Raw genomic sequence first — 19,778 nt, 5'->3', positions numbered from 1 at the left:
CCATCGCACTGACGGTACGTTGAAAGACGGTGGAGTGCATCGCGCTGTCCGTTACTCGAGGTACGCAGGTTGAAAAGGGGCAGCCGATTCAAGCAACACCCTTATCTGCTTTGGCTGATAGTGAGGACAGCATATCGGCCAATGGAGGAACGGAAAAATATCTTCATGATATTCGCGCGATGCCTTTTTGATATCTGCGTCAACCTTGGCATTTTTATTACGGTTCGCCTGCCATGCGTGGACGTCATCGCGACAGACCATCATCGGCGGGAGTGGAGTTCATTAAAAGCGGGCGATGGCAGTCGTTGCACAGGAGCCGTCCTCTGACCGGAGATGACTATTCTCCGCCACCCGGATTCTGGCCCGATACCTGCGTTGGTCGATTTCAGTTGAGTGAGTGGTAGGACCCAGGGCGCCATTGCTCCAGGCGCCCTTTACCCCGACGGATTAGTCTCCTCCAATCCGTCGGGTTTTTTTTCAAAAGCGATGTTCAGGGTCGGCGATCCGGATTACGGGCGGCCCGTGGCGAGGCACGGCGCATGGAAGAGCCGCTCGAACATCAGGCCACGAATCGTGCGGGTGAGCACGGCGACCCAGAGCAGATCGAGCACCACAGCGAGCAACAGGCCGAATTGAACGAAGCCGTGAAAATGGGTGACTCGCGCAAGGTTGAACGTGGCGAGCGTGTAGACGCCGATCGGAAAGGTGAAGCCCCACCAGCCGAGATTGAAGGGCAACCCCTCGCGGCGATAGCGCCACATGAAGAGTACGGCACAGGCGAGCCACCAGAGCCCGGCACCCCACAGCAACAGCGCACCGAGCACACCGAACGCCTGTGCGACCGTCGCCACGGGCTGGAGCGCGGTGCCGGCGAAAGCCTTCACCGCTGCGTCGCCGAGAGTGATGAGCCCCAGCGCGCCAGTGCCTATCGGGCCGAGCGTGAGCCAACTGGTGACGCCCAGTTCGCGATGCGGCAGTTTGTGAATGACAAGACGGAGCAGCACGATAGTCAGGATGGAGAACGCGAGCGGCACGGAGATGGCCCACAGCACATACCCGGCACCGACCACGAACTGGGCCGTCTGGGCAGGGAGATGGGGAGCAAGCAGAGCAGCACTTGCCGCAGCCACCTCAGGCGCGACGACTGGCAGCAGCAAGGCGGCGGTCAGGCGCTCGACGCTGTGCTGCTGCCTCGTGAAAATCAGATACGGGACACCGATGGCGACGGCGAGCGATATCGCGGCATCGATACCCCACAAATACAGTGCGAGGGAATAGGCTTCATTGCCATAGCGCGCGCCGGCGAAGATCACGACGCCGTTCACGATTGGCGCGAGGCCCATCGGTATGGCGCCGAGAAACATCGATTGCAGCGGGTGGTGCAGCAGCGGCTGGATCGTCTCGCTGAACAGCACAAGGCGGCCGACGAACATCGCGAAGAAGAGTGCATACAGGCCGATGTCTATCTGCCAGAGCAATTCGGCCGCCGCCGTCTTGGCGGGGGACGCGCCGGGTAACGCATTGAGGACAAGGTACACCACGCCAGTACCCATCGTGACAGCGAACCAGTTCGGCGTGAATTGGCGAATCTTCTCCAGCCATTGCGGACCCTGGCGGTTCACAGTGCGCGGCGATAAGCAGGGTTGCTTCATGTCGTTTCCCCATCGTTGTGTGACTGGATGGAGTCAGTTTATGAAGTCATGAGAGATACGAAAAATACATATTTATGATCGCCCCGATGCGTCCTTGATATAGGAAGCACGACAGCACTCACGCTATGCCTTGAAGTGATGGCGCCGATACGTTCATGGTATTTTTCGTGCGAACACGCGTTCCATACACTGGATTTGCGATGACATATCGCAATTCACTTGACCCTCACGCAAGGAACGACCATGTCCAATCTCCTCCAATCAATCGTCCCCGCTGCTATCGCGCTTACCCTGGCGTGCGGAAGTGTCGCCGCCCATGCGACTGGAAACGGTAGCGAAGCCGGTATGCCCGCCGTTGCCCAGTCGCACGTCGATTCGCCGCAGCAAACTGCGCCGGTGGGTACCTCCCCGGCGCAGCATGAACTCACGCGCCAGGATGTCTATAACCAGCTCGTGCAGGCAGAGCGCGACGGTACGCTTGCGCGCCTGAACGCGTTGTACTATGGCTCTTGAGAGAGCGTCCGGAGATCGGCCAGATTTTTTGTGCTAGTTCGCATGTCCGTGCTCACCTTGGCGCAGCACCGTTGGTGCGGCTGCGCAAGGTGCCTCTTGCAGTTCAGCTCGACGCCGTGTTCCTGGGCCGTGTAGAACGCCTGCAATTTGAACCACGGCCAGGCCGGGCCAGCACCCTTGACGAGAGTATTTCGACGCTTGCTTTCGGAACAAGTCGGCGAGCTAGTTGGAGCGCCAATGTCCCGACAATGAGCAGTAGTGCGCCGGCGATGCTGTTGTCGGTGCGCAGAAGGACGTCGGAGAGGGAGATTGACACCGACGTCAACGCCATGTGAAGGGCAAGGAGTACCGATGGCGGTTTCATCACGTCACCTTGTCTTCGTCAGGGGCGGTCGGCAGATGGGGGCATCGCCAGCGACGATGCCCACGAGCGGGCCGGTACTTAGGGTGGAACGTAGGCGGCGCCGTTTGGATGAGCCGTGCGCGATCAGGTTCTGAAACAGGGTGCGCACGACTTTCTCCTGCCGACGCATGCAGACGGCTAATGGCTGGTTGCTGCAGCCGGCCCCCCGGCTTCCGACGTGCCCGACATTGCCGAGCCGCCAACCGCGCTGTTTGCCTGCTCGGCGGCAATCTTCGCTTCCGCGGCCTGAATGTCTTCCGGATAGTTATCGCCATTACTGTTCGGGTTGTAGCCGGCCTTTTCCAGTTGAACCAGTTCCGCACGTACCTCGGCGCGCGTGACCGGCGCAGTGCTTTGGGCAAACGCCATTGCCGAAACGGAGAGGGCGCTGATTGCGATCGTGAGAGTTGCAAGTGCTTTCATGATGTGCTCCTTCAAGTGGATATAGCGAAGCGATGTACTACCCGATAAAGAATTTGGCGGATTGTCTGAGAATTGCTACTCAATGGAACATTGCAAACAAAGGCCTGTCATTTCTCATCGGGAAACTGGTATTCGTGATTTAACGGAAAAAATTAATAACCCTGTCGGCTGGTACTGACGTAGAGCGAACCAACAGTAAAGCCACCACCGATATCTGCTTTTCCCATGTTCGCCATTGAGGGAGACTTGCTGCCATCAATCGCGAGTCGGTATGCAAAGATTAATCGGGCGGAGGCGAAGCGAAAAATACAAACTTTCGATGCGAGCTATGTCAAGCGGTTATGGCAGCCGTGAACGAGGGCGAATAAAGCGCATCTTTGTATGGATGCACTTTCCCGTCAGACGCGATCGCCTCGTCCAGGGCGCCAAACAGGTGACCGTTTATCGGGCGTCTTTGGCGGCTCCGTGCTGTCCGATTGAGGCGTCCCCTGGATGGCCTCGGCCCGGCGTTGAACATTCCATGGAGGGGGCGGACGGTATGCTTTGAAGTGATGGCGGAGATGCCAATATTGTATTTTCGGCGACGAGGTCATTACTTTAGACTTCACGCCGGTAGCCAGGGACGGCCGCTTTAGCGGGAAAATGCAAGGGAAATGCATCACTGAACTCCTCTTCCCGCTTCGGTCCGTTTCCACTGCTTTGATGGTTGCGAGGTAGACGTCCGGCAGAGTTCCATTCTGGCTTTTGCAACAACGCCTGGCGCTGAGTGCCACCCCTCCAGCAAGTGAATCGAATGCGTCGTGGCGCATCGCTTGAATCTCCGATGCATCCGCGCACGATTGTTGGTCGGCCGGATTTTTTTGTACTTTTTCCGCGATATCCGCGAGCAGGAGTTGCTCGAATGACTCATGTTGTGACCGAGAGCTGCATCAAATGCCGCTATACCGATTGCGTCGACGTCTGCCCGGTGGATTGTTTTCGCGAGGGGCCAAACTTCCTCGCAATCGATCCGGACGAGTGCATTGACTGCGCAGTGTGCGTGGCCGAGTGCCCGGTGAACGCCATCTATCCGGAAGAGGATGTGCCTGCCGATCAGAAGCAGTTCACCTCCCTTAATGCCGAATTGGCAAAGGAGTGGCCCAGTATCACCAGGACCAGGGCGCCGTTACCTGAGGCTGAAGAATTCAAGAACATTGCCCATAAATTCGCCCTGCTCGAGCGTTGAAGCCGGCCATTTGCGGGCCGCCTGTGAAGGAATATTCACGTACTCTCCAGGCACATCGGCGAATGACGATGAATAAAAATCGGTCGATATCAAATTCCACTACATCCAACGCAATGAAAGAGCGCACGCCGTACAACGTTCGAAAACGCTTACCTGGTGGACGAAGATCTGCGGTGATCAATATCCGGACCGCGTGGATCGCGGTACTGCTCGGTTTCTCTTTTTGCATTCAACGCGTGGACGCCGGCGAGGACGTCGCGCAGTCGGGGCAGCGTATTGCAGTGATGGGCGATGGGCACGGACATGCGAGTTGCGCTGCCTGCCATGCAGCGAATGGCGCGGGTCAACCGGCATTGGGTATTCCCAGACTGGCTGGTTTGCCGGCCGATTATCTGGTGCGGCAGCTAGCTTATTTCGCTGACGGCGAGCGCGACAGCGTCATCATGGCACCCTACGCAAAGCGGCTCGACGCTGCTCAAAGGGAGGCGGTGGCACGCTACTTCGCGTCTCAGGCTCCCCAGACGTTGGACGCCGCATCACCTGCGCCGTCGGCTGAGTTGCTGGCGCACGGCAAGGATCTCTACGAGCATGGACTCAGCACATTCCATACGCCAGCCTGCGTGCAGTGCCATGGTATTGGCGCGCAGGGCGTCGATGGCTTTTCGCCGTCGCTCGCGGGGCAATCGCCGGGATATGTCGTGCGCCAGCTCAAGCAATGGCGATCAGGAGTACTGCGCGGCGCTACCGGGAAATTCATGCGAGCCGAGGCCGCGCATTTGAGCGATCGGGATATAGAGGCAGTCGCATCGTACGTCGCCACGCTTCCCGCCACTTCCAATGCCGGTTCGAATGGAGACGGACAATGATAAAGCGCGTGAGCGTGGCCGCCGCTGCCCTGATAATCGTCGCCGGCGCGATCTGGGCAGGCGTGTGCGCTCTTCGACATTCGGTCATGGCCGGAGGTGCCGCGCAGGCCGCGGCCTTCCAACCCCCGCCGGACTCCGCCATCCCGAAAGACCAATTCGGTGACATGGTCCGGCAGGGCGAGAGGATCTTTCACGATACCGGGAAGTACGCACCAGCGTTCGTCGGCAACAAACTCAGTTGCGTCAACTGTCATCTTGCGGGCGGGCGGCTGGCCAATTCGGCGCCGATGTGGGCAGCCTACATTTCGTATCCGGCCTACCGGAGCAAGAACGGTCATGTGAATACCTTCGCTGAGCGGCTGCAGGGGTGCTTTCGGTACAGCATGAACGGCAAGGCGCCGCCGCTTGGCGATCCCACGCTTGTTGCACTCGAAACCTATGCTTATTTTCTCGCGAAGGGCGCGCCGACTGGCGTGCCGATTCAAGGGCGTGGCTTTCCCAAGCTCCCGAAGCCGGACAAGCCGGCGGACTATCAACGCGGCATGGGTATCTATGCGCAAAGCTGTGCCATGTGCCATGGAGCCAACGGAGAGGGAAAATATTCAGACGGACACCTAACGTTTCCGCCTCTCTGGGGTGCGCAGTCGTATAACTGGGGCGCCGGAATGGCGGGCATCGGCAATGCCGCCGGGTTCATCAAGGCAAACATGCCGCTGGACCTCGGCGGCACGCTGACCGTTCAGCAGGCGTGGGACGTGGCTACCTACATCGACAGCCAGGTTCGGCCTCAGGATCCCCGCTTTACGGGAGACGTTGGAGAGACGCGCAAGAAGTACCACAACTCGAAATCGTCGATGTACGGGACGACGGTGAACGGCGTCCTGCTGGGCGACCCCGCCCATACGCCGCCATCGGGTACGGTGCCGCCGGCTTCCACTCCCGTGGTCGCGGGACCGCAAACGGAGGTCGATCATGAGTGAGCGCAACACGACCAGGCCGCGAACCCATGAACCGGTCAAGCCGGTGGGCACCTGGGTGGTAGGCGGCTTTCTGCTTGCGACGGTGCTGGGTGTCTGGCTGCTGGTATCGCTGGTGTTTATATCGAGAAGCTAAGGAGAGGGACTCTTGGATTCCATTTCATCGCAAGCGGCGTATGAAGATGCTTTTCACCGGGCCGCGGAGCGGCATGAGCGTGCATGGGTTTTCGTCGTGCTCGTCATGCTTGCCTTGCTGCTGGTCGGGACCATGTTCTACGTGGTATTCGACTACGGCGTCATTACGCGAGGAACCGCGTTCTTCCGTCAGCCTGACGCGGTCATGAACGATCCTGCTTTTCGTGAAGGCAAGGTCGTTCAGACCGGTGCAAACCAATACTCCGTTTACATGGTCGGCCATGCATGGGCCTGGTCGCCCGGCGTAATACACATAAAAGAGGGTGCGCAGGTGACCTTCTATGTCACGAGTACGGACGTACTGCATGGCTTCGAGGTGCAGGGCACGACTATCAACGTCACTGCGATGCCCGGGGCGGTGAGTAGGGTGGAATATAAATTCGAGCGAGCCGGAACGTACTACGTCATTTGCAACGAATATTGCGGAATCGAACATCATTCGATGATTGGCCGCATCGTCGTCGATCCGAAAGAGAAATCATGAGCGCCGTCTTCCCCTCTTCGCCGACATCGGGCACGTCGGCCACATCGGTACCGCGAATGACGCCGGCGCAACGCACGATGCTGGCGTTTCTCGTGACCGGCTTCTCTGCCCTGATGATTGGCGCAACGATTGGCCCGCTTCAGGCGCTCAACTACGGCGGCATCAACGCGTATCCGTTCCTGCGGCCCCTGCTGCAGACTTACTACCAGGGATTGACCCTGCACGGCGTCCTCAACGGCTATGTGTTCACCTTCTTCGTCACGTGCGGACTGCTTGTCTACCTGCCTTCGCAGGAGCTCGGGCTGACGCCGAACCTGCTCGTGTGGCGCGCCGGCTTCGGCTGCATGGCGGCGGGTGTGGTCATGCTGCTCGTGGCCATGTTCGACAATTCCTCCAGCGTTCTCTGGACGTTCTATCCACCGCTGAAGGGGAGTCCCTGGTTCTATCTCGGCATGACCCTGCTGGGTCTCGGCAGCGTGTTCCCGCTTCCTGTGGTGCATGGCATGCGAAAGCGCTGGAAGCGGCACAATCCCGGGCAGATTACGCCGCTTGTCACCTACATGAGTTTGATTACGATGTGGATGTGGGCGCTTTCGGCGATTGGCATCGTGCTGGAACTGGTACTGCAACTCGACCCGTGGGCGCTTGGCATGATCGATACCGTCGATCCGCTGATCAGCCGCACGCTCTTCTGGCTCACAGGCCATCCGGTCGTGTATTTCTGGCTTATGCCGGCCTACGTGTCCTGGTACGGCCTGCTGCCGAAGCAGGCCGGGGGCAAGCTGGTATCCGACCCGATGGCGCGGCTGACCTTCATTCTGCTGCTGGTATTCTCGCTTCCTGTGGGTAGCCATCATCAGTTCCAGGATCCGGGATTCTCAAACGTCTGGCGCGGAATTCTGACTGTGTTGACGATGTCCGTCGCACTGCCAAGTTTGATTACGGCTTTCACCATCGGCCTGTCACTTGAATACGCGGGACGGCTGCGGGGCGGGCAGGGCGTGTTCGGGTGGTTCAAGGCACTTCCATGGCGCGATCCGGGTGTAGCGGGCCAGGTACTGGCTGCCTTGACGTTTATTCTTGGCGGCGCGAGCGGCATCGTGAACGGTAGCTGGCAACTCGACAATGTGGTGCATAACACCACATTTTTGCCGGGTCACTTCCATCTGACCGTCGGCAGCGTTAGCGCGATGACGTTCATGTCGATTGCATTCTGGATGGTGCCGCATCTGACCGGACGAGAACTGATCAGTCGACGCCTCGCGCTCGTTGCTGTCTGGGCCTGGTTTGCAGGAATCCTGACATTCTCGCTCGGCATGCTGTGGGCCGGTCTTTACGGAGTGCCGCGCCGGGCATGGGTTTCGGAGCTGCCGTCTTCCGCATATGATGCGCTCTATGGTGCCGCACATGTCCCGCTCGCACTGGTGGCGTTCGGCGGCATTATCCTCTGGGTGGCCATCGCATGCTTTTACGTCGTGTTCTTCGGCTCGCTTCTTGCCGGAGCACGGCGGGAAGCGCGGGCTCCAATTCCTTTTGCCCAGGCGTTCGGCAGGCGGGAGAGCTATGCGCTCGATGCGGCCGGAACGGCAACTCCCCCGGAACATGAGCACGATTCGCCGACTGCTCGCGCGCTTGAACCGGTTGGCTGGTGGTCCTTGTTTGCCTTCGTGGTCATGCTGGCTGCCTATTTGCCGATCTTCTGGTCGTTGCTGGGGCACGTGGTTCACGCGCCCGGCTGGGTGCTCTGGTAACTGGACCGCCAGATCACGATGACCCGCTTGCTAACCCTCCGGCGCTCGACATGGCGGTCGGCCTTGAAAGCAGCCATGGTGCTCGTGGGCATGCTGGCGATGCTTTGGGGCTACGCTGTGCTGGGCAGGCAGGCGGCATTCGAGGGGACGCCCCTCGTCGCACGGCAGGCTCCGCCGCTCGCCCTGCTGGACGATGACGGCCGCGCGTTCACGCTGGCATCGCTACGGGGGCGCGCGGTGCTTGTCTATTTCGGGTACACGCATTGCCCAGACGTCTGTCCGACGACGCTGGCCGCGCTGCATCCGGTCTTCGACCAGCTCGGCGCGGAGGCGGCGCGCGTGCAGGTGCTCTTCGTTTCTCTCGATCCCCGGCGAGACACGCCTGCATTGCTGCACGGGTATCTCGCTGCGTTTGCGCCGACACCGCTGGGTCTGACGGGTACGCAGCAGCAGGTCGCCGAGGCGGCCCGCGCCTGGGGGATCCATTGGCGATATGCCGGGAACGGCCGCTTCATCGACCATACTTCCGTCGTCACTTTGGTCGACCCGGAAGGACGAATCCGGGTTCGTTACGGGTATGCGCAGCTCGCCGACTCTCGTGCCATGGCGCGTGATGTTCTGCGCATATTGCACGAGTCTGATGGACGGGCATCGTGAGGGCGGACTGGAATGCCGCCGCGCTGGCGGCGTGGCTGTGCATAAGCGGAACGATTCCCGTGATGAGCATCTATGGCGTCACCCGCAGAGGGTGGCACTGGCGCCACGGGCTTGCCGGTCTCGCTGCAGCCGTTTGCATGGCCGGCTCCGTACTCGGCCTGCGCAATCCCCTGGCGTCGATGGCCAGCTACAGCGCGGCGCTGATGGTGCTCAATCAGTGGGTGCCCCCGTTGTTGCTGATGTCGGTTCCCGCTGCCGAATGGACGCGCTGGCGAGGCGTAGCCGCACCGAAGCCGGCTCGCAGTCTGGCCGGCTGGCTGCTGGATCCCTGGGTAGCCATGACGGTGTTCGCGACATTTTCCGTGATGGTGAGCCTTCCAGGCCTATTTGAACCTGCGTTGGCAAATGCACTATTCAGCGCGCCGCTTGGCCTGCTTGAGCTTCTCTCAGGTCTGCTGTTCTGGGCTCAGTTGTCACGCAGCTTGCGCACGTTGCGATACGACTGGCAATCGGGCCTGTATGGGCTCGTCGGTTCGTTGCCGATGATGGCGGTTGCTACTGTCTGGATGCTCTCGGCCGACATTCTCTACATGCCCTACGTGGACGTCGTTTGCCAATGGAATATCTCGCCGCTGGCCGACCAGCATTGGGCGGGCTTCGTCATGCTGGCAATGGGCTTTCCGCTGCAGATAGCGGCCGCCTGGCGTCTGGCGCAGCCAAATGCGTCGGTGCTACAAGACTGAACGACACACGTTGCGATGCCGCGGGCGCACCCATTCTCCACACGGACGCCAGGAAGCCGTTCTCGTGCAGCAGAGCTACGGCAATACGAGTCAATGCTTCGTCTATCGTCTGTTGATTACCACGACACGTGGGTCGTTCACTGACCCGGAACGCACATCGATACAACCAGAAAAATATTCCCATCGCTCCGGAATAAGCGCTGCGCAGCAGTGTTTGCCGGCTTGTACGCCAATTCATAACAGTCCTCACGGAAACCCGTCATGAAGCTCGCAATTCGCGCCGCCGCTGCGCTCTGTCTGTCGCTCGCCTGCGGCTATGCCGCTGCTCAGTCCACACTGCATGTCTATGGCCCGGGCGGGCCGGCACCCGCGATGAAGGAAGCTGCCGCCGCGTTCGAAAAGGAGACCGGCACCCATGTCGAAGTTACAGCCGGCCCCACGCCCGCCTGGATCGACCAGGCCCGTGCCGACGCCGACCTCGTCTACAGCGGCTCTGAAACGATGATGTCCGACTTCGTCGTCGCCATGGGCGACCAGCTAACACCCGCGGCGCCCACACCGCTCTATCTGCGCCCGATGGCGATCCTCGTTCGCCCCGGCAATCCGCATCACATCCGGGGACTGGCCGACGTGCTCAAGCCTGGCGTAAAGGTACTTGTCGTCAACGGCGCTGGGCAGAACGGCGTCTGGGAAGACGTGGCAGGCCGCCTCGGCGACATCCGCACGGTCGAGGCGCTGCGGCACAACATCGTCAGCTACGCAGGCAACAGCGCCATCGCGCGCCAGGCATGGATCGCACAACCGGATATCGACGTCTGGCTCATCTGGAACATCTGGCAAGTGGCGAATCCCGCTCTCGCCGACACGGTACCCATCGAGCCGCGCTACGCCGTCTATCGCGATGCAGGTATTGCGGTAACGAAGCGCGGAACCGACAATTCCGCATCTCAGCAATTCGTCGATTTCCTGAAGTCGCGCGAAGGCGCGGCGATTTTCGCCCGCTGGGGCTGGGTGACGGGCATCCCGCACATGCGCGGCAAAACGGCCGCCTGAGCGCCACTTTTTTTTCGAGTCACCGACGTGATCAACTTCACCCATCTCCTCGCCTTTTATGAAGTGGCGCGTGCCGGCAGCGTCAGTGCGGGTGCCGAGCGGCTGCACGTAAGCCAGCCAGCCGTGACGCGCGAGATCCGCGAACTGGAAGACCGGCTGGGCGTGATCCTGTTCGACCGCCTGCCGCGCGGCGTAGCCCCGACCGAGGCGGGGAAGATACTGTTCGACTATGCGGACCGTATCTTCACGCTCGCGGACGGCGCGGAGAACCAGTTGAAGGAGCTGACGGGGCTCGGCGCCGGTCATATGAAAATTGGCGCGAGCGCCACGCTCGGCGTGTACTTCGTGCCTGAAATGATCGCGCAATTCAATGCTCGCCATCCGCGCGTCGCGATAGACTTGACCGTCACCAATACCGAGCGGGTCGAGACAGGCCTGCGCGACTTGACATTCACGTTGGGATTCGTCGAAGGCCCGTTTGACGACACGGTCCTACATGCGCGCCGCATTGGCTCCGATGAAATTGCGGTCGTCGCTGCGGCAGGCCATCCTCGCGCGGAAACCCGCCTGCGCGCCGGCGATTTGACCGATCAGGTGGTCATTATGCGCGAGCCGGGCTCCGGTACTCGCGCAATTGTTGAGGAGGCCTATTCACGGGCCGGTCTGGCTATTATGCCGCTGATGTCTATTAGCGATACTGAGGCCATCAAGCGCATGCTGCTTTCCCAGCGTGCGTTGGCCTACGTGTCCGTGCTCAGTGTGAAGGACGAACTTCGGCGTGGAGAGCTGAAAATCGTCGATGTCGAGGATCTGCGTATCGAGCGGCCGCTGCATATGGTCTGGAACAAGTGCCGTTCACTGTCCCCCAGCAATCAGGCCTTGTTCGATCTCGTCGTCACAACAGTGGCAGCTATCGGCGACGCTGGCTTATCTGCTGGAAGAGCGCACGATTAAAGTGACGGGAGAGGTTCAGCCTCTCTGAACGCCGTGCCGCTTCACTTATACCGGATTACCCGCACGCGCCCCGAAAAACGCAGCCAGACCACGCGCGTGTCCGGCTGGATCGACGTCCCGCATGATGGACATCTGCACGACGTAGCCGAGGATGATCGACTGCAGCGCCTTGGCCACCTCGGTCGCATCCGTGTGCGGCGTCACCTCTCCTTCCTCCCGCCACCTCAGCACCTGCGCGACGAGCTGTTCGCGAAAGCCCATATAAAAGCCGCGAATGAGCTCGCGCACCTTTTCGTCGCGTTGCGCCTCGCTCCAGCCGTGCATGGCAATGGCGGCGAGGTTGTAGTCCTCGCGTTGACTAAACGCTTCGATGTCGCTCGTCACGCGCTCCACAAGGGCTGCGGGCGCCAGACCCTGCGCGACGATCGGCTCCAGCAGCTTGCCTACCGCGGTGAGCGAACTGGAGATTGCGCTGAAGATGATGTCGTCCTTGCCGCCAAAGTACCGATACATCGCGCTGGCGGACAGGCCCGCTTCCTTGATGATCTGTTCCATGGTCGTGGCCTGGACGCCTTCCCGATAGAAGCAGCGCCAGGCGGCGTCGAGAATCTGCGCACGGCGCATATCCCGGTGGGCGTCGGAAATTTTCGGCATGACGCCAGTGTAGCAGGGAAAGGGAATAAATATTCCTTGATTTTTCAGGGGCGCGTCGTAACATAAGGGAATATTTATTCCTTTTTTGGGGCAGTCCATGGCCAGCCCGAGCACCCTCAAGGTCCATCACCTCAACTGCGCCTGCATCCAGCGTCTGCGCATTCATGGGCGACAACTGGCCTGCCACTGCCTGCTTATCGAGACGCCATCCAGCGGCCTCGTCCTGGTGGACACCGGACTGGGTATCCAGGATCTTGTTGACCCGGTGAAGCGCCTAGGCTTCGCCTTCACGCATCTCTATGCGAATCCCCGCCGCGATCCGTCGCTTTCGGCCGTGGCCCAGATTCGCGCGCTTGGTTTCGATCCGGGCGACGTGCGCCATATCGTGATGACGCACATGGACCTCGATCACGTGGGAGGGCTGGCGGACTTCCCGCACGCGAGCGTCCATCTGCATGACCGGGAGCTGGAAGCCTGCACCGCGCGCCGCTCTTTCAAGGACAAGCATCGCTATCTGCCCGCCATGTGGGCGCACCAGCCGCGCTATGAAACGTACAGCGAGGAGGGCGAGCCGTGGATGGGCTTCGAGGCCATCCGTGCACTGCGCGGTCTGCCGCCCGAAATCCTGCTCGTTCCGTTGTTCGGGCATACGCTGGGACATTGCGGCGTGGCCGTGCAGGATGCGCAGGGATGGATGCTGCACGCGGGGGATGCCTATTTCGACCCACGCGAAGTTCATGGCATTCGACGGCAATGTGCATGGCAGGTGGGCCTGTTTCAGGCGGCCGTCCAGACCGTGCGGCGCGAACGCCTGCGCAATCAGGCGCGGCTTCGCGCGCTGACAGCCACGCATCCCGAGATGCGTGTATTCAGCGCACACAATCCCTGGGAATACGCCGTTGCGCTTGGCGAACCCGTCACCGTCAACGGGGAACAGGCAACGCCCGCGCGGCCAGTGGCCCGGGGACCGCTCGGTGTTGGCTAGCGACTTCGCGTGCCCATCAGGGCAACGTCCGGCACCGCATCGCGCGCAGCGGCGCCGTGATTTGTCTCAGCAACGACATCATCTTGCTATCCGACTTTTCCTGGGGTTGCGCCAGTGTCAACTCGTCGAGATGGCACTGGGCGTCGAGAATCGCCACCTCGAGATCGGCCCGGTACGGCTCTTCGTCAGCGCGACTGACCGCGACCAGCGCGGCGAAAAGCTCGCGCACCTCGTGCGGTATCGCTTGCCTGTGTTCGAGTTCCTGCGTTCCGAATCGCCAGTGTTGAAGTGTCCGGTCGAGAAACTCGCGTTCGAATGTCCGTGTGCGTTCATTGTCGAGCGCGAATCCAAGATGTTTTGCAATCCTCTTCAACTCGTCGAGCGGGGCATCCAGCAGGCTGTCGTATTCGACGATCACGCGCGACTTGCCGCGAGTGGACTCCAGTGCGGAAAGCATGTGGCTCAGCCATAGTAAATACGATCTCTTCAGCGCAAAGCCATTCCTTCTTTGCAGCGATAGCCCGACACTGAGGGGATTTCTGACGGCAATGACATAGGCGACGCGCAAACCGATCTGATCGAACACGGGCTGCCAGAAAGGCAGAAGGCGCGGCAGGCGCGGATCCTTGAGCGCGAATGTCCTGGCGCGGCATTTTTCTCTCAGGATCGAAGCGGCTCTGGCTCGAAGCACAGCAAGTTTCATGGGGTCGATGCTCCCGAAGTCCACGGGTGTCAGCGTATGCCACGTGGACTGCGCAGCGGCGAGAATCTGCTCGTTGATTTCGACGATGTCGAGATCTTCGAAGAAGCCCTTGTCGTTTTCGCCGGCTTTGGGCGTGCCGAGATGATTGCCAAGATCGGCACCCATGGTGTCCATGGCACGGACGATGACGCTCGTGCCTCCCCGATGCATGCCGAGGACCACGATCAGCGTATTGGCATCGGGCGTGGCCGTCGGCGGCGCAATGGCCGGTTGCAGAAGGTCCAGTTCGTCATTTTCTACGGATAGCGGTGTAGTCACCTTGACCCCATCTATATGAACGAGACGCAAGTACGCGCCACCCGATCAGTGCGGGTTTCGACCGTGCGATGAGATGAAGCGATCGAGGAAATCCACGGCGCTACGCGGCTGGCGTGGCCGTGTTGTGCGAAACGCGCGAACACGTTTCCCCGGCGAGCCCGGCGTCGAGACGATCGCTGCGAACGGCGCTTCCTCATCCCTGGTAGCGCCACGCTCCGGATATTTCGGCAGCAACGGAAAGCTTCTGTCTGACCAGTTCTACGATATCCGTTCGCTGGTTTCCGGATTTCGTCATGCGTGCGAGCAGGAATCTTTGCGCGAGGGAATGCACGGGCCCCGGTACCCTTCCGTCGATTCCCAACATCCGGCGAACACCTCTCCGGGATTCGTCGACAAGGTTTCTCGCGTCATTGAAGTGTGGACAGATGCCGGTATGCGCCTGAAATTGCGCGCTTACCTCCGTCGCGTAGTCGGGAGATTGTCCGAGGCGATCCGTGTCGACAATCAGGTCCACGTGGCCAAGCATTTTCCAGGCGTTGAGAATCCATAGGGCAACGAATGCCGTATAGGCGTCGCTACCTTCAACCGTCCGGACATACTCGTTGCAAGCGGCTGCGTAGGCGTCTTGCGAGGAAGGCGCGGCAGGCGGCAGCTTGACCCCGCATGTGGCAATCACTTCCCTGACCAGCGGCTCGCTCTGGTTGAGTCCCAGGACGCGGTACGGTGCGGCAACAAAATACGGGTTTCCCCATTCCTGTTTCAGTAGCCAGCCCGACGCGAACTGCGAGGCAGGATTTCGCAGAACGCCAGCGTGTATGACATCGGGGAACGCATTCTTTAGCCACGCGGTGCGGCCTTGCGAGCGGCAAAACTTCAGGACGGGGATTTTTCCGCAATTTGTCGAGTTGTCGCAAAGATGCCGGAGATACGATTGCAGGGCCGCAAACCCGTCATCCGGTATGTCGCCGAAGCGGTCGATTCCGAAGTCTTTCCGGTATCCCGCTACGCCGCGCGCGTGTGCTTGCAGGAGGGGCCGATACTCTTCGAAGTAGGGCGCGTGCAGTGCCGGGTGGCCCGAGCTATGGACCGGACGCAGGTCGGACAGGGCGGCCGCGTCCAGCTCGCCGATCGTTGCGCTCAGCGGCTCATAAAGGGCATTGACCGACTCCAGTTTGCGGAATCGGGACCATACCCACGTTCCCGCGCTTCTCCACCCCGTATGTAAAAAAATGCCGCGTGCGTGTTCTTTTCCCGATTCGACCGGATTGTGATGATTGGTGGTTTGCATTGTTACTTTTCGAAATGACGGCTGCGTCTGCTGACGGTGCATCGGCAACAGCCCGATTCGGCCGGCAGGTCGGTGATCATGGTGCACTATGGCTGACGCGAAGTGAATTGTCGAAACATTACGATTGGTTTAATTGGGCATGATGGGAAGCAGCGAGAGTCTCTAAAACAAAGCCAGCAAAAAGTGGGAGAAAGGCGGTATGCCCGCTAACATCAAGGAAATTCCCGCGGAATTGGCGAAAAGGTTTAATGAAAATCGTGCTCCAAATTTAAAGTCCATGAACTTGCTGATTGCACTGATGGCGAACCTCCCCCCAACTGCCTGAACCGGCCAACCCCGGCTATCCGCACGATCCGATCTCTCCGCACGCCGTGCAGAAATCGCAGCCGTCCTTGCGGATCACCGCATTGGCGCCGCACGATCCGCACTTGCGGCCAAGCATCGCGTGCGGCGCGGCGAACGTCGCGTCGGGCGGCAGTGCATTGGCGCCGTCCACCACCTGATCGCCGGGACGCGTCGTGCCATCGGCGCCGGCTTGGCTCGATGGCGCCAGGCGTTGCGCCGCGAACTCGCCGCGCAGCGCCTGGCGCCGCTGCGCGAGCAGTCGCGACGGCACCTGGCGGCCTTCGGCATCGAGAAAGCCACGCCGGTGCAAAATCTGCTGGATTGCATACGCGATCGCCGCGACTTCCGAGTCGTGCCAGAGCGGTATGCGTTGCCCGTCGAGCCGCTGCGTTTCGCCGTAGCGCACCTGGCCGCGGTCCCACGACACCTTGCGCAGGTCCTGCAGATTGCGCGCGACGAAGCCGCCGCGCGCGGCGAGCGAGAGCGAGCGCATGGTCGCCGTGATCCATTGTTGCGACTCGTCGCGCTGTCCCACGGGAATGAAGAATTCGATGGGCCGCTCGATCGTCACGGACTCGCCGCCGACCTGACCCGTCACTTCGAGGAACGACACGGCCACGTAGAGCGAGACCTTGCCGGTCTGCGTGAGGTATTCGATCTTCTCGATCACCGCCGGCAGCTCGCCTTTGGGCCGATGGTCGATCGCCACGCGCAAGGGGTCGAGCAGGGCGTCGCCCAACGCATCCTCGGCGGCCGGCAGCGTTTGCAGCACTGCGCCGAGCGTCTCGTTCGGACGGTAGGTGGCGAGCCCCTTGAGGCCGCGCCGCCACGCGTCGAGGTAAAGGCCCTCGAAGGCCTCGAACGGGTAGTCGGCCGGCACGTTGACGGTCTTCGAGATCGAAGTATCCACGAACGGCTGCACCGCCTCCATCATCGCGATGTGATCCTGCGCGCTCATTTCCAGCGCGCTCACGAAGTAGCCGGGCAGCGCGTTCACGTCGCCGCCGAGGGCGCGATAGAGCCGCCACGCATAGTCTTCGACAGTGAAGGTTTCGTTGCTGCCGTCGTTCATCCGGCGCGTGCGTTGATAGGTCCACGAGAACGCGGGCTCGATGCCGTTCGAGGCGTTGTCGGCGAAGGCGAGGCTCACCGTGCCGGTCGGCGCGATGGAGAGCAGATGGCTGTTGCGGATGCCGTGCGTGCGGACCGCATGTTTGATGTCCTCGGGCAGGCGCGAGGCGAACGTGCCGTCTTCCAGATACGTGCCGGCGTCGAACAGCGGGAACGCGCCGCGCTCGCGCGCGAGCTCCGCCGAGGCGCGATAGGCCGCGTCGCGCATCGTGCGCGCAACGCGTGCGCCGAACGCGCAGCCCGCCTCGGTGTTGTAGCGGATGCCGAGCATCACGAGCGTGTCGCCGAGGCCGGTGAAGCCCACGCCGATGCGCCGCTTGGCGGCCGCCTCGGCGTGCTGTTCGGGCAGCGGCCAGAGCGTGACGTCGAGCACGTCGTCGAGAAAGCGGACCTGGGTGGCGGTGCGTTCGGTAAGCGCTTCCCAGTCGAACGATGGCGTGCCGCCCGTCAGTTGTGCGAAGGGATCGGCGACGAAGCGCGTGAGATTGAGCGGGCCGAGATTGCAGCAGCCATAGGACGGCAAGGGTTGCTCGCCGCACGGGTTCGTGGCCCGGATCGTTTCCACGGCGCGCAGATTGTTGTCCTCGTTCATGTGCGAGATGAACACCACGCCGGGCTCGGCCATGTCGTAGGTCGAGCGCATGATCGCGTCCCAGAGGGCGCGGGCGCGCGGCTCCGCGTAGATCCACATGCCGTCTTCGCGCTGGCGCAGGTCGCCGGCGGCGCGCTGCGCGGGCGAAGGTTCGGCGCGATGCACGAGCGGCCAGGTTGCGTCGTTCTCGACGGCGCGCATGAACGCGTCGGTCACCGCCACCGAGACATTGAAATTGTTCCAGCGTCCCTTCGAGTGTTTGGCCTCGATGAACTCGGGCAGGTCGGGGTGATCGCAGTCGAGCACGGCCATCTGCGCGCCGCGCCGCGAACCCGCGCTCTCCACGGTGCGGCACGAGGCGTCGAACACGTCGATGTAGCTGCAGGGCCCGGAGGCGTTCGATCCCGTCGAGTGCACGAACGCGCCGCGCGGCCGGATCGCCGAGAAGTTGTAGCCCACGCCGCCGCCGCGGCGCATGGTCTCGGCGGCCTGCAGCAGCGCGACGTAGATGCCGGGGCGGCCTTCCTCGTCCACCCCCTGGATGCTGTCGCCCACGGGCTGCACGAAGCAGTTGATGAGCGTGGCCTCGATGCCGCTGCCGGCCGCGCTCATGATGCGCCCGGCGCCGAGCGCGCCGTGGCGCAGGTTGTCGACGAAGCGGGCTTCGATCTCCGCGCGCCGTTCGGGCGGCTCGGCCATCGCGACGCCGCGCGCGACGCGGCGGTAGATGTCGTCGGCGCTGCGCTCGTCGCCCTTGGCGTACTTTTCGAGCATCACGTCGAGCGAGAACTGCTGCGGAGCGACCGGCAGCGAAAGGGGCGTGTCGTTCTCGGCCATGGGCAGGATCCCGATGGAGCACCGCGCTCGCGAATCGCACGGCGGTTGACGGACGGGGCGGCGGACCGGCGGCAGGGGCGCGCAGGACACCGCATGCATAGGACGCACCTTACCGCAGCGGCGCGGGGTGTGCACGCTGTCGCGTTGCCGCCGGGGTTACACTGCAGCGCAGACGCGGGAGGCGAGATGGCGATGCGGGAGAGGGCTCAGGTGCAGACAGCGGTGAAAAGAGGCGTCGGCGAGATGAGCGTGGTGTACCGGGACACCGTCCGGGCGGAATGGGTCGATTACAACGGCCATCTGCGCGACGCGTTCTATATGCTGATCTACAGCTATGCGACCGACGCGCTGCTCGACGCGATCGGTCTCGACGCGGCGCAGCGCGAGGCGCGCGGCCGGTCGATGTACACGCTCGAGGCGCATCTGAACTACCTGCACGAGATCAAGGAGGGCGCCGCGGTGCGCGTGGAGGTGCGGCTCTTGCAGCACGACGCGAAGCGCGTGCGCGTCTATCTGGAGATGTACGCCGACGAGGGGCGCGAGCCGGTTTCCGCGAGCGAGCAGCTTTTGCTGCACGTGGACCGCGCCGGGCCGCGCGCCGTTCCGTTCGATGCGGACGTGCTGGCGCGAGTGGCAGCGCTGGCCGCCGCCGATGCGGGCTTCGAGCCGCGCCATGCCGCGCGGGCGATCGCGCTCGCGCAGCCGCGCCCGTAGTGGACCCGGCAGCAGGCTTACTCGGCGACGAGGTCGCCGAACACCTCGGCGGCGATCATCACGGACGCGTTGAGCGGCGCGGGCCGCTCGGCCGGTTTGAACACGGCGTCGCCGCGGCGGATTTTGCGGCGCGACACGGCGCAGGTCCCGGACGTATGCGCCGAGCGGCGGCGCCAGCGTTGCTCCCCGTAGTGGCAGCGCCCCGGCTCGACCCAGCGGATCACGAGAGCGCCGTCCGTCTGTTCGAGCACTTCGATGCGCTCGCCGTTGGCACCGTCTAGCGCGAGGCACGCTTTGGATTTCATTGTCGGCTCC

At 61.9% G+C, this 19,778-nt stretch carries 20 protein-coding genes; 13 read left to right on the top strand and 7 right to left on the bottom strand.

Translation table 11 applies throughout. The features are described 5' to 3' along the window. Nucleotides 1–509 precede the first annotated feature (509 nt). Nucleotides 510–1,652, bottom strand: coding sequence for a TDT family transporter (locus tag WJ542_RS21095; protein ID WP_411191402.1), 1,143 nt, complete (start codon nucleotides 1,650–1,652; stop codon nucleotides 510–512). A gap of 243 nt (nucleotides 1,653–1,895) precedes the next feature. Between WJ542_RS21095 and WJ542_RS21090 the strand changes: the two genes are divergently transcribed. Then, nucleotides 1,896–2,165: a DUF4148 domain-containing protein gene (locus WJ542_RS21090; RefSeq protein ID WP_411191400.1), complete on the top strand. Its 270-nt coding sequence runs from the start codon at nucleotides 1,896–1,898 to the stop codon at nucleotides 2,163–2,165. A gap of 541 nt (nucleotides 2,166–2,706) precedes the next feature. Here WJ542_RS21090 and WJ542_RS21085 read toward each other — a convergent pair. Then, the gene (locus WJ542_RS21085) at nucleotides 2,707–2,991 is read right to left on the bottom strand and encodes a DUF4148 domain-containing protein (RefSeq protein WP_411191399.1); all 285 of its coding nucleotides are present in this window, start codon (nucleotides 2,989–2,991) and stop codon (nucleotides 2,707–2,709) included. Nucleotides 2,992–3,892: 901 nt separating this feature from the next. On the opposite strand from WJ542_RS21085, the gene fdxA reads away from it, so the two are divergent. The 10 genes from fdxA to WJ542_RS21035 all read left to right on the top strand — a co-directional run bounded on the left by fdxA (nucleotide 3,893) and on the right by WJ542_RS21035 (nucleotide 11,896). Then, nucleotides 3,893–4,216: a ferredoxin FdxA gene (gene fdxA, locus WJ542_RS21080; RefSeq protein WP_411191398.1), complete on the top strand. Its 324-nt coding sequence runs from the start codon at nucleotides 3,893–3,895 to the stop codon at nucleotides 4,214–4,216. A gap of 62 nt (nucleotides 4,217–4,278) precedes the next feature. Next, nucleotides 4,279–5,082: a c-type cytochrome gene (locus WJ542_RS21075; RefSeq protein WP_411191397.1), complete on the top strand. Its 804-nt coding sequence runs from the start codon at nucleotides 4,279–4,281 to the stop codon at nucleotides 5,080–5,082. Beyond that, complete coding sequence (locus WJ542_RS21070; RefSeq protein ID WP_411191396.1) at nucleotides 5,079–6,062, top strand: c-type cytochrome; 984 nt, start codon at nucleotides 5,079–5,081, stop codon at nucleotides 6,060–6,062. Before WJ542_RS21075 ends, WJ542_RS21070 begins: the two co-directional genes overlap by 4 nt. Further along, complete coding sequence (locus WJ542_RS21065; RefSeq protein WP_411191395.1) at nucleotides 6,055–6,195, top strand: hypothetical protein; 141 nt, start codon at nucleotides 6,055–6,057, stop codon at nucleotides 6,193–6,195. The genes WJ542_RS21070 and WJ542_RS21065 overlap by 8 nt, the downstream gene beginning before the upstream one ends. Nucleotides 6,196–6,207: 12 nt before the next feature. Then, nucleotides 6,208–6,738, top strand: a complete 531-nt coding sequence (locus tag WJ542_RS21060; protein WP_411191393.1) for a cytochrome c oxidase subunit II — start codon at nucleotides 6,208–6,210, stop codon at nucleotides 6,736–6,738. Continuing rightward, nucleotides 6,735–8,489, top strand: a complete 1,755-nt coding sequence (locus tag WJ542_RS21055; RefSeq protein WP_411191392.1) for a cbb3-type cytochrome c oxidase subunit I — start codon at nucleotides 6,735–6,737, stop codon at nucleotides 8,487–8,489. The genes WJ542_RS21060 and WJ542_RS21055 overlap by 4 nt, the downstream gene beginning before the upstream one ends. Nucleotides 8,490–8,552: 63 nt before the next feature. Then, nucleotides 8,553–9,146: an SCO family protein gene (locus tag WJ542_RS21050; RefSeq protein ID WP_411191391.1), complete on the top strand. Its 594-nt coding sequence runs from the start codon at nucleotides 8,553–8,555 to the stop codon at nucleotides 9,144–9,146. Nucleotides 9,147–9,208: 62 nt separating this feature from the next. Next, a complete protein-coding gene (locus tag WJ542_RS21045) occupies nucleotides 9,209–9,889 on the top strand; it encodes a cytochrome c oxidase assembly protein (protein WP_411191389.1) in 681 nt (226 codons plus the stop codon). A gap of 261 nt (nucleotides 9,890–10,150) precedes the next feature. Continuing rightward, a complete protein-coding gene (locus tag WJ542_RS21040; protein WP_411191388.1) occupies nucleotides 10,151–10,942 on the top strand; it encodes a substrate-binding domain-containing protein in 792 nt (263 codons plus the stop codon). A 27-nt stretch (nucleotides 10,943–10,969) separates the two neighbouring features. Next, nucleotides 10,970–11,896: a LysR family transcriptional regulator gene (locus tag WJ542_RS21035; protein ID WP_411191387.1), complete on the top strand. Its 927-nt coding sequence runs from the start codon at nucleotides 10,970–10,972 to the stop codon at nucleotides 11,894–11,896. 45 nt (nucleotides 11,897–11,941) lie between these two features. Here the strand turns inward: WJ542_RS21035 and WJ542_RS21030 are convergent, their stop codons facing one another. Then, entirely contained in the window at nucleotides 11,942–12,649 is a 708-nt protein-coding gene (locus tag WJ542_RS21030) for a TetR/AcrR family transcriptional regulator (RefSeq protein ID WP_411191386.1), read from the bottom strand. Between WJ542_RS21030 and WJ542_RS21025 the strand changes: the two genes are divergently transcribed. Further along, nucleotides 12,648–13,535 carry an MBL fold metallo-hydrolase gene (locus tag WJ542_RS21025; RefSeq protein ID WP_411191384.1) on the top strand — a complete coding sequence of 296 codons (888 nt, stop codon included), beginning with the start codon at nucleotides 12,648–12,650 and terminating at the stop codon, nucleotides 13,533–13,535. The two genes, WJ542_RS21030 and WJ542_RS21025, sit on opposite strands and share 2 nt — an antisense overlap. A 16-nt stretch (nucleotides 13,536–13,551) precedes the next feature. Here WJ542_RS21025 and WJ542_RS21020 read toward each other — a convergent pair whose 3' ends face one another. From WJ542_RS21020 to WJ542_RS21010, 3 genes are all read right to left on the bottom strand, one after another. After that, nucleotides 13,552–14,556 carry a sulfotransferase family protein gene (locus WJ542_RS21020; protein WP_411191382.1) on the bottom strand — a complete coding sequence of 335 codons (1,005 nt, stop codon included), beginning with the start codon at nucleotides 14,554–14,556 and terminating at the stop codon, nucleotides 13,552–13,554. 193 nt (nucleotides 14,557–14,749) lie between these two features. Then, on the bottom strand, nucleotides 14,750–15,844 hold the full coding sequence (locus tag WJ542_RS21015) for a hypothetical protein (protein ID WP_411191381.1): 1,095 nt from the start codon (nucleotides 15,842–15,844) through the stop codon (nucleotides 14,750–14,752). 340 nt (nucleotides 15,845–16,184) lie between these two features. After that, on the bottom strand, nucleotides 16,185–18,749 hold the full coding sequence (locus WJ542_RS21010; protein ID WP_411191379.1) for an adenosylcobalamin-dependent ribonucleoside-diphosphate reductase: 2,565 nt from the start codon (nucleotides 18,747–18,749) through the stop codon (nucleotides 16,185–16,187). A 210-nt stretch (nucleotides 18,750–18,959) separates the two neighbouring features. On the opposite strand from WJ542_RS21010, the gene WJ542_RS21005 reads away from it, so the two are divergent. Beyond that, on the top strand, nucleotides 18,960–19,463 hold the full coding sequence (locus tag WJ542_RS21005; RefSeq protein WP_411192515.1) for a thioesterase family protein: 504 nt from the start codon (nucleotides 18,960–18,962) through the stop codon (nucleotides 19,461–19,463). Nucleotides 19,464–19,480: 17 nt separating this feature from the next. Here the strand turns inward: WJ542_RS21005 and WJ542_RS21000 are convergent, their stop codons facing one another. Beyond that, nucleotides 19,481–19,768 carry a DUF3331 domain-containing protein gene (locus WJ542_RS21000; protein ID WP_027793824.1) on the bottom strand — a complete coding sequence of 96 codons (288 nt, stop codon included), beginning with the start codon at nucleotides 19,766–19,768 and terminating at the stop codon, nucleotides 19,481–19,483. Nucleotides 19,769–19,778 lie beyond the last annotated feature (10 nt).

Origin of the sequence: Paraburkholderia yinzeri (assembly GCF_046581065.1) — a bacterium.
In the GTDB taxonomy this organism is placed as follows: Bacteria; Pseudomonadota; Gammaproteobacteria; order Burkholderiales; family Burkholderiaceae; genus Paraburkholderia.
Note: the sequence above shows the minus strand (reverse complement) of the source record. Positions and strands in the feature narration are given on the sequence as shown.

Coding starts and splice junctions, on each gene's coding strand:
- WJ542_RS21095 (WP_411191402.1), bottom strand. CDS start 1,652: ATGAAGCAACCCTGCTTATCGCCGCGCACTGTGAACCGCCAGGGTCCG.
- WJ542_RS21090 (WP_411191400.1), top strand. CDS start 1,896: ATGTCCAATCTCCTCCAATCAATCGTCCCCGCTGCTATCGCGCTTACC.
- WJ542_RS21085 (WP_411191399.1), bottom strand. CDS start 2,991: ATGAAAGCACTTGCAACTCTCACGATCGCAATCAGCGCCCTCTCCGTT.
- fdxA (WP_411191398.1), top strand. CDS start 3,893: ATGACTCATGTTGTGACCGAGAGCTGCATCAAATGCCGCTATACCGAT.
- WJ542_RS21075 (WP_411191397.1), top strand. CDS start 4,279: ATGACGATGAATAAAAATCGGTCGATATCAAATTCCACTACATCCAAC.
- WJ542_RS21070 (WP_411191396.1), top strand. CDS start 5,079: ATGATAAAGCGCGTGAGCGTGGCCGCCGCTGCCCTGATAATCGTCGCC.
- WJ542_RS21065 (WP_411191395.1), top strand. CDS start 6,055: ATGAGTGAGCGCAACACGACCAGGCCGCGAACCCATGAACCGGTCAAG.
- WJ542_RS21055 (WP_411191392.1), top strand. CDS start 6,735: ATGAGCGCCGTCTTCCCCTCTTCGCCGACATCGGGCACGTCGGCCACA.
- WJ542_RS21045 (WP_411191389.1), top strand. CDS start 9,209: ATGAGCATCTATGGCGTCACCCGCAGAGGGTGGCACTGGCGCCACGGG.
- WJ542_RS21040 (WP_411191388.1), top strand. CDS start 10,151: ATGAAGCTCGCAATTCGCGCCGCCGCTGCGCTCTGTCTGTCGCTCGCC.
- WJ542_RS21025 (WP_411191384.1), top strand. CDS start 12,648: ATGGCCAGCCCGAGCACCCTCAAGGTCCATCACCTCAACTGCGCCTGC.
- WJ542_RS21030 (WP_411191386.1), bottom strand. CDS start 12,649: ATGGACTGCCCCAAAAAAGGAATAAATATTCCCTTATGTTACGACGCG.
- WJ542_RS21015 (WP_411191381.1), bottom strand. CDS start 15,844: ATGCAAACCACCAATCATCACAATCCGGTCGAATCGGGAAAAGAACAC.
- WJ542_RS21010 (WP_411191379.1), bottom strand. CDS start 18,749: ATGGCCGAGAACGACACGCCCCTTTCGCTGCCGGTCGCTCCGCAGCAG.
- WJ542_RS21000 (WP_027793824.1), bottom strand. CDS start 19,768: ATGAAATCCAAAGCGTGCCTCGCGCTAGACGGTGCCAACGGCGAGCGC.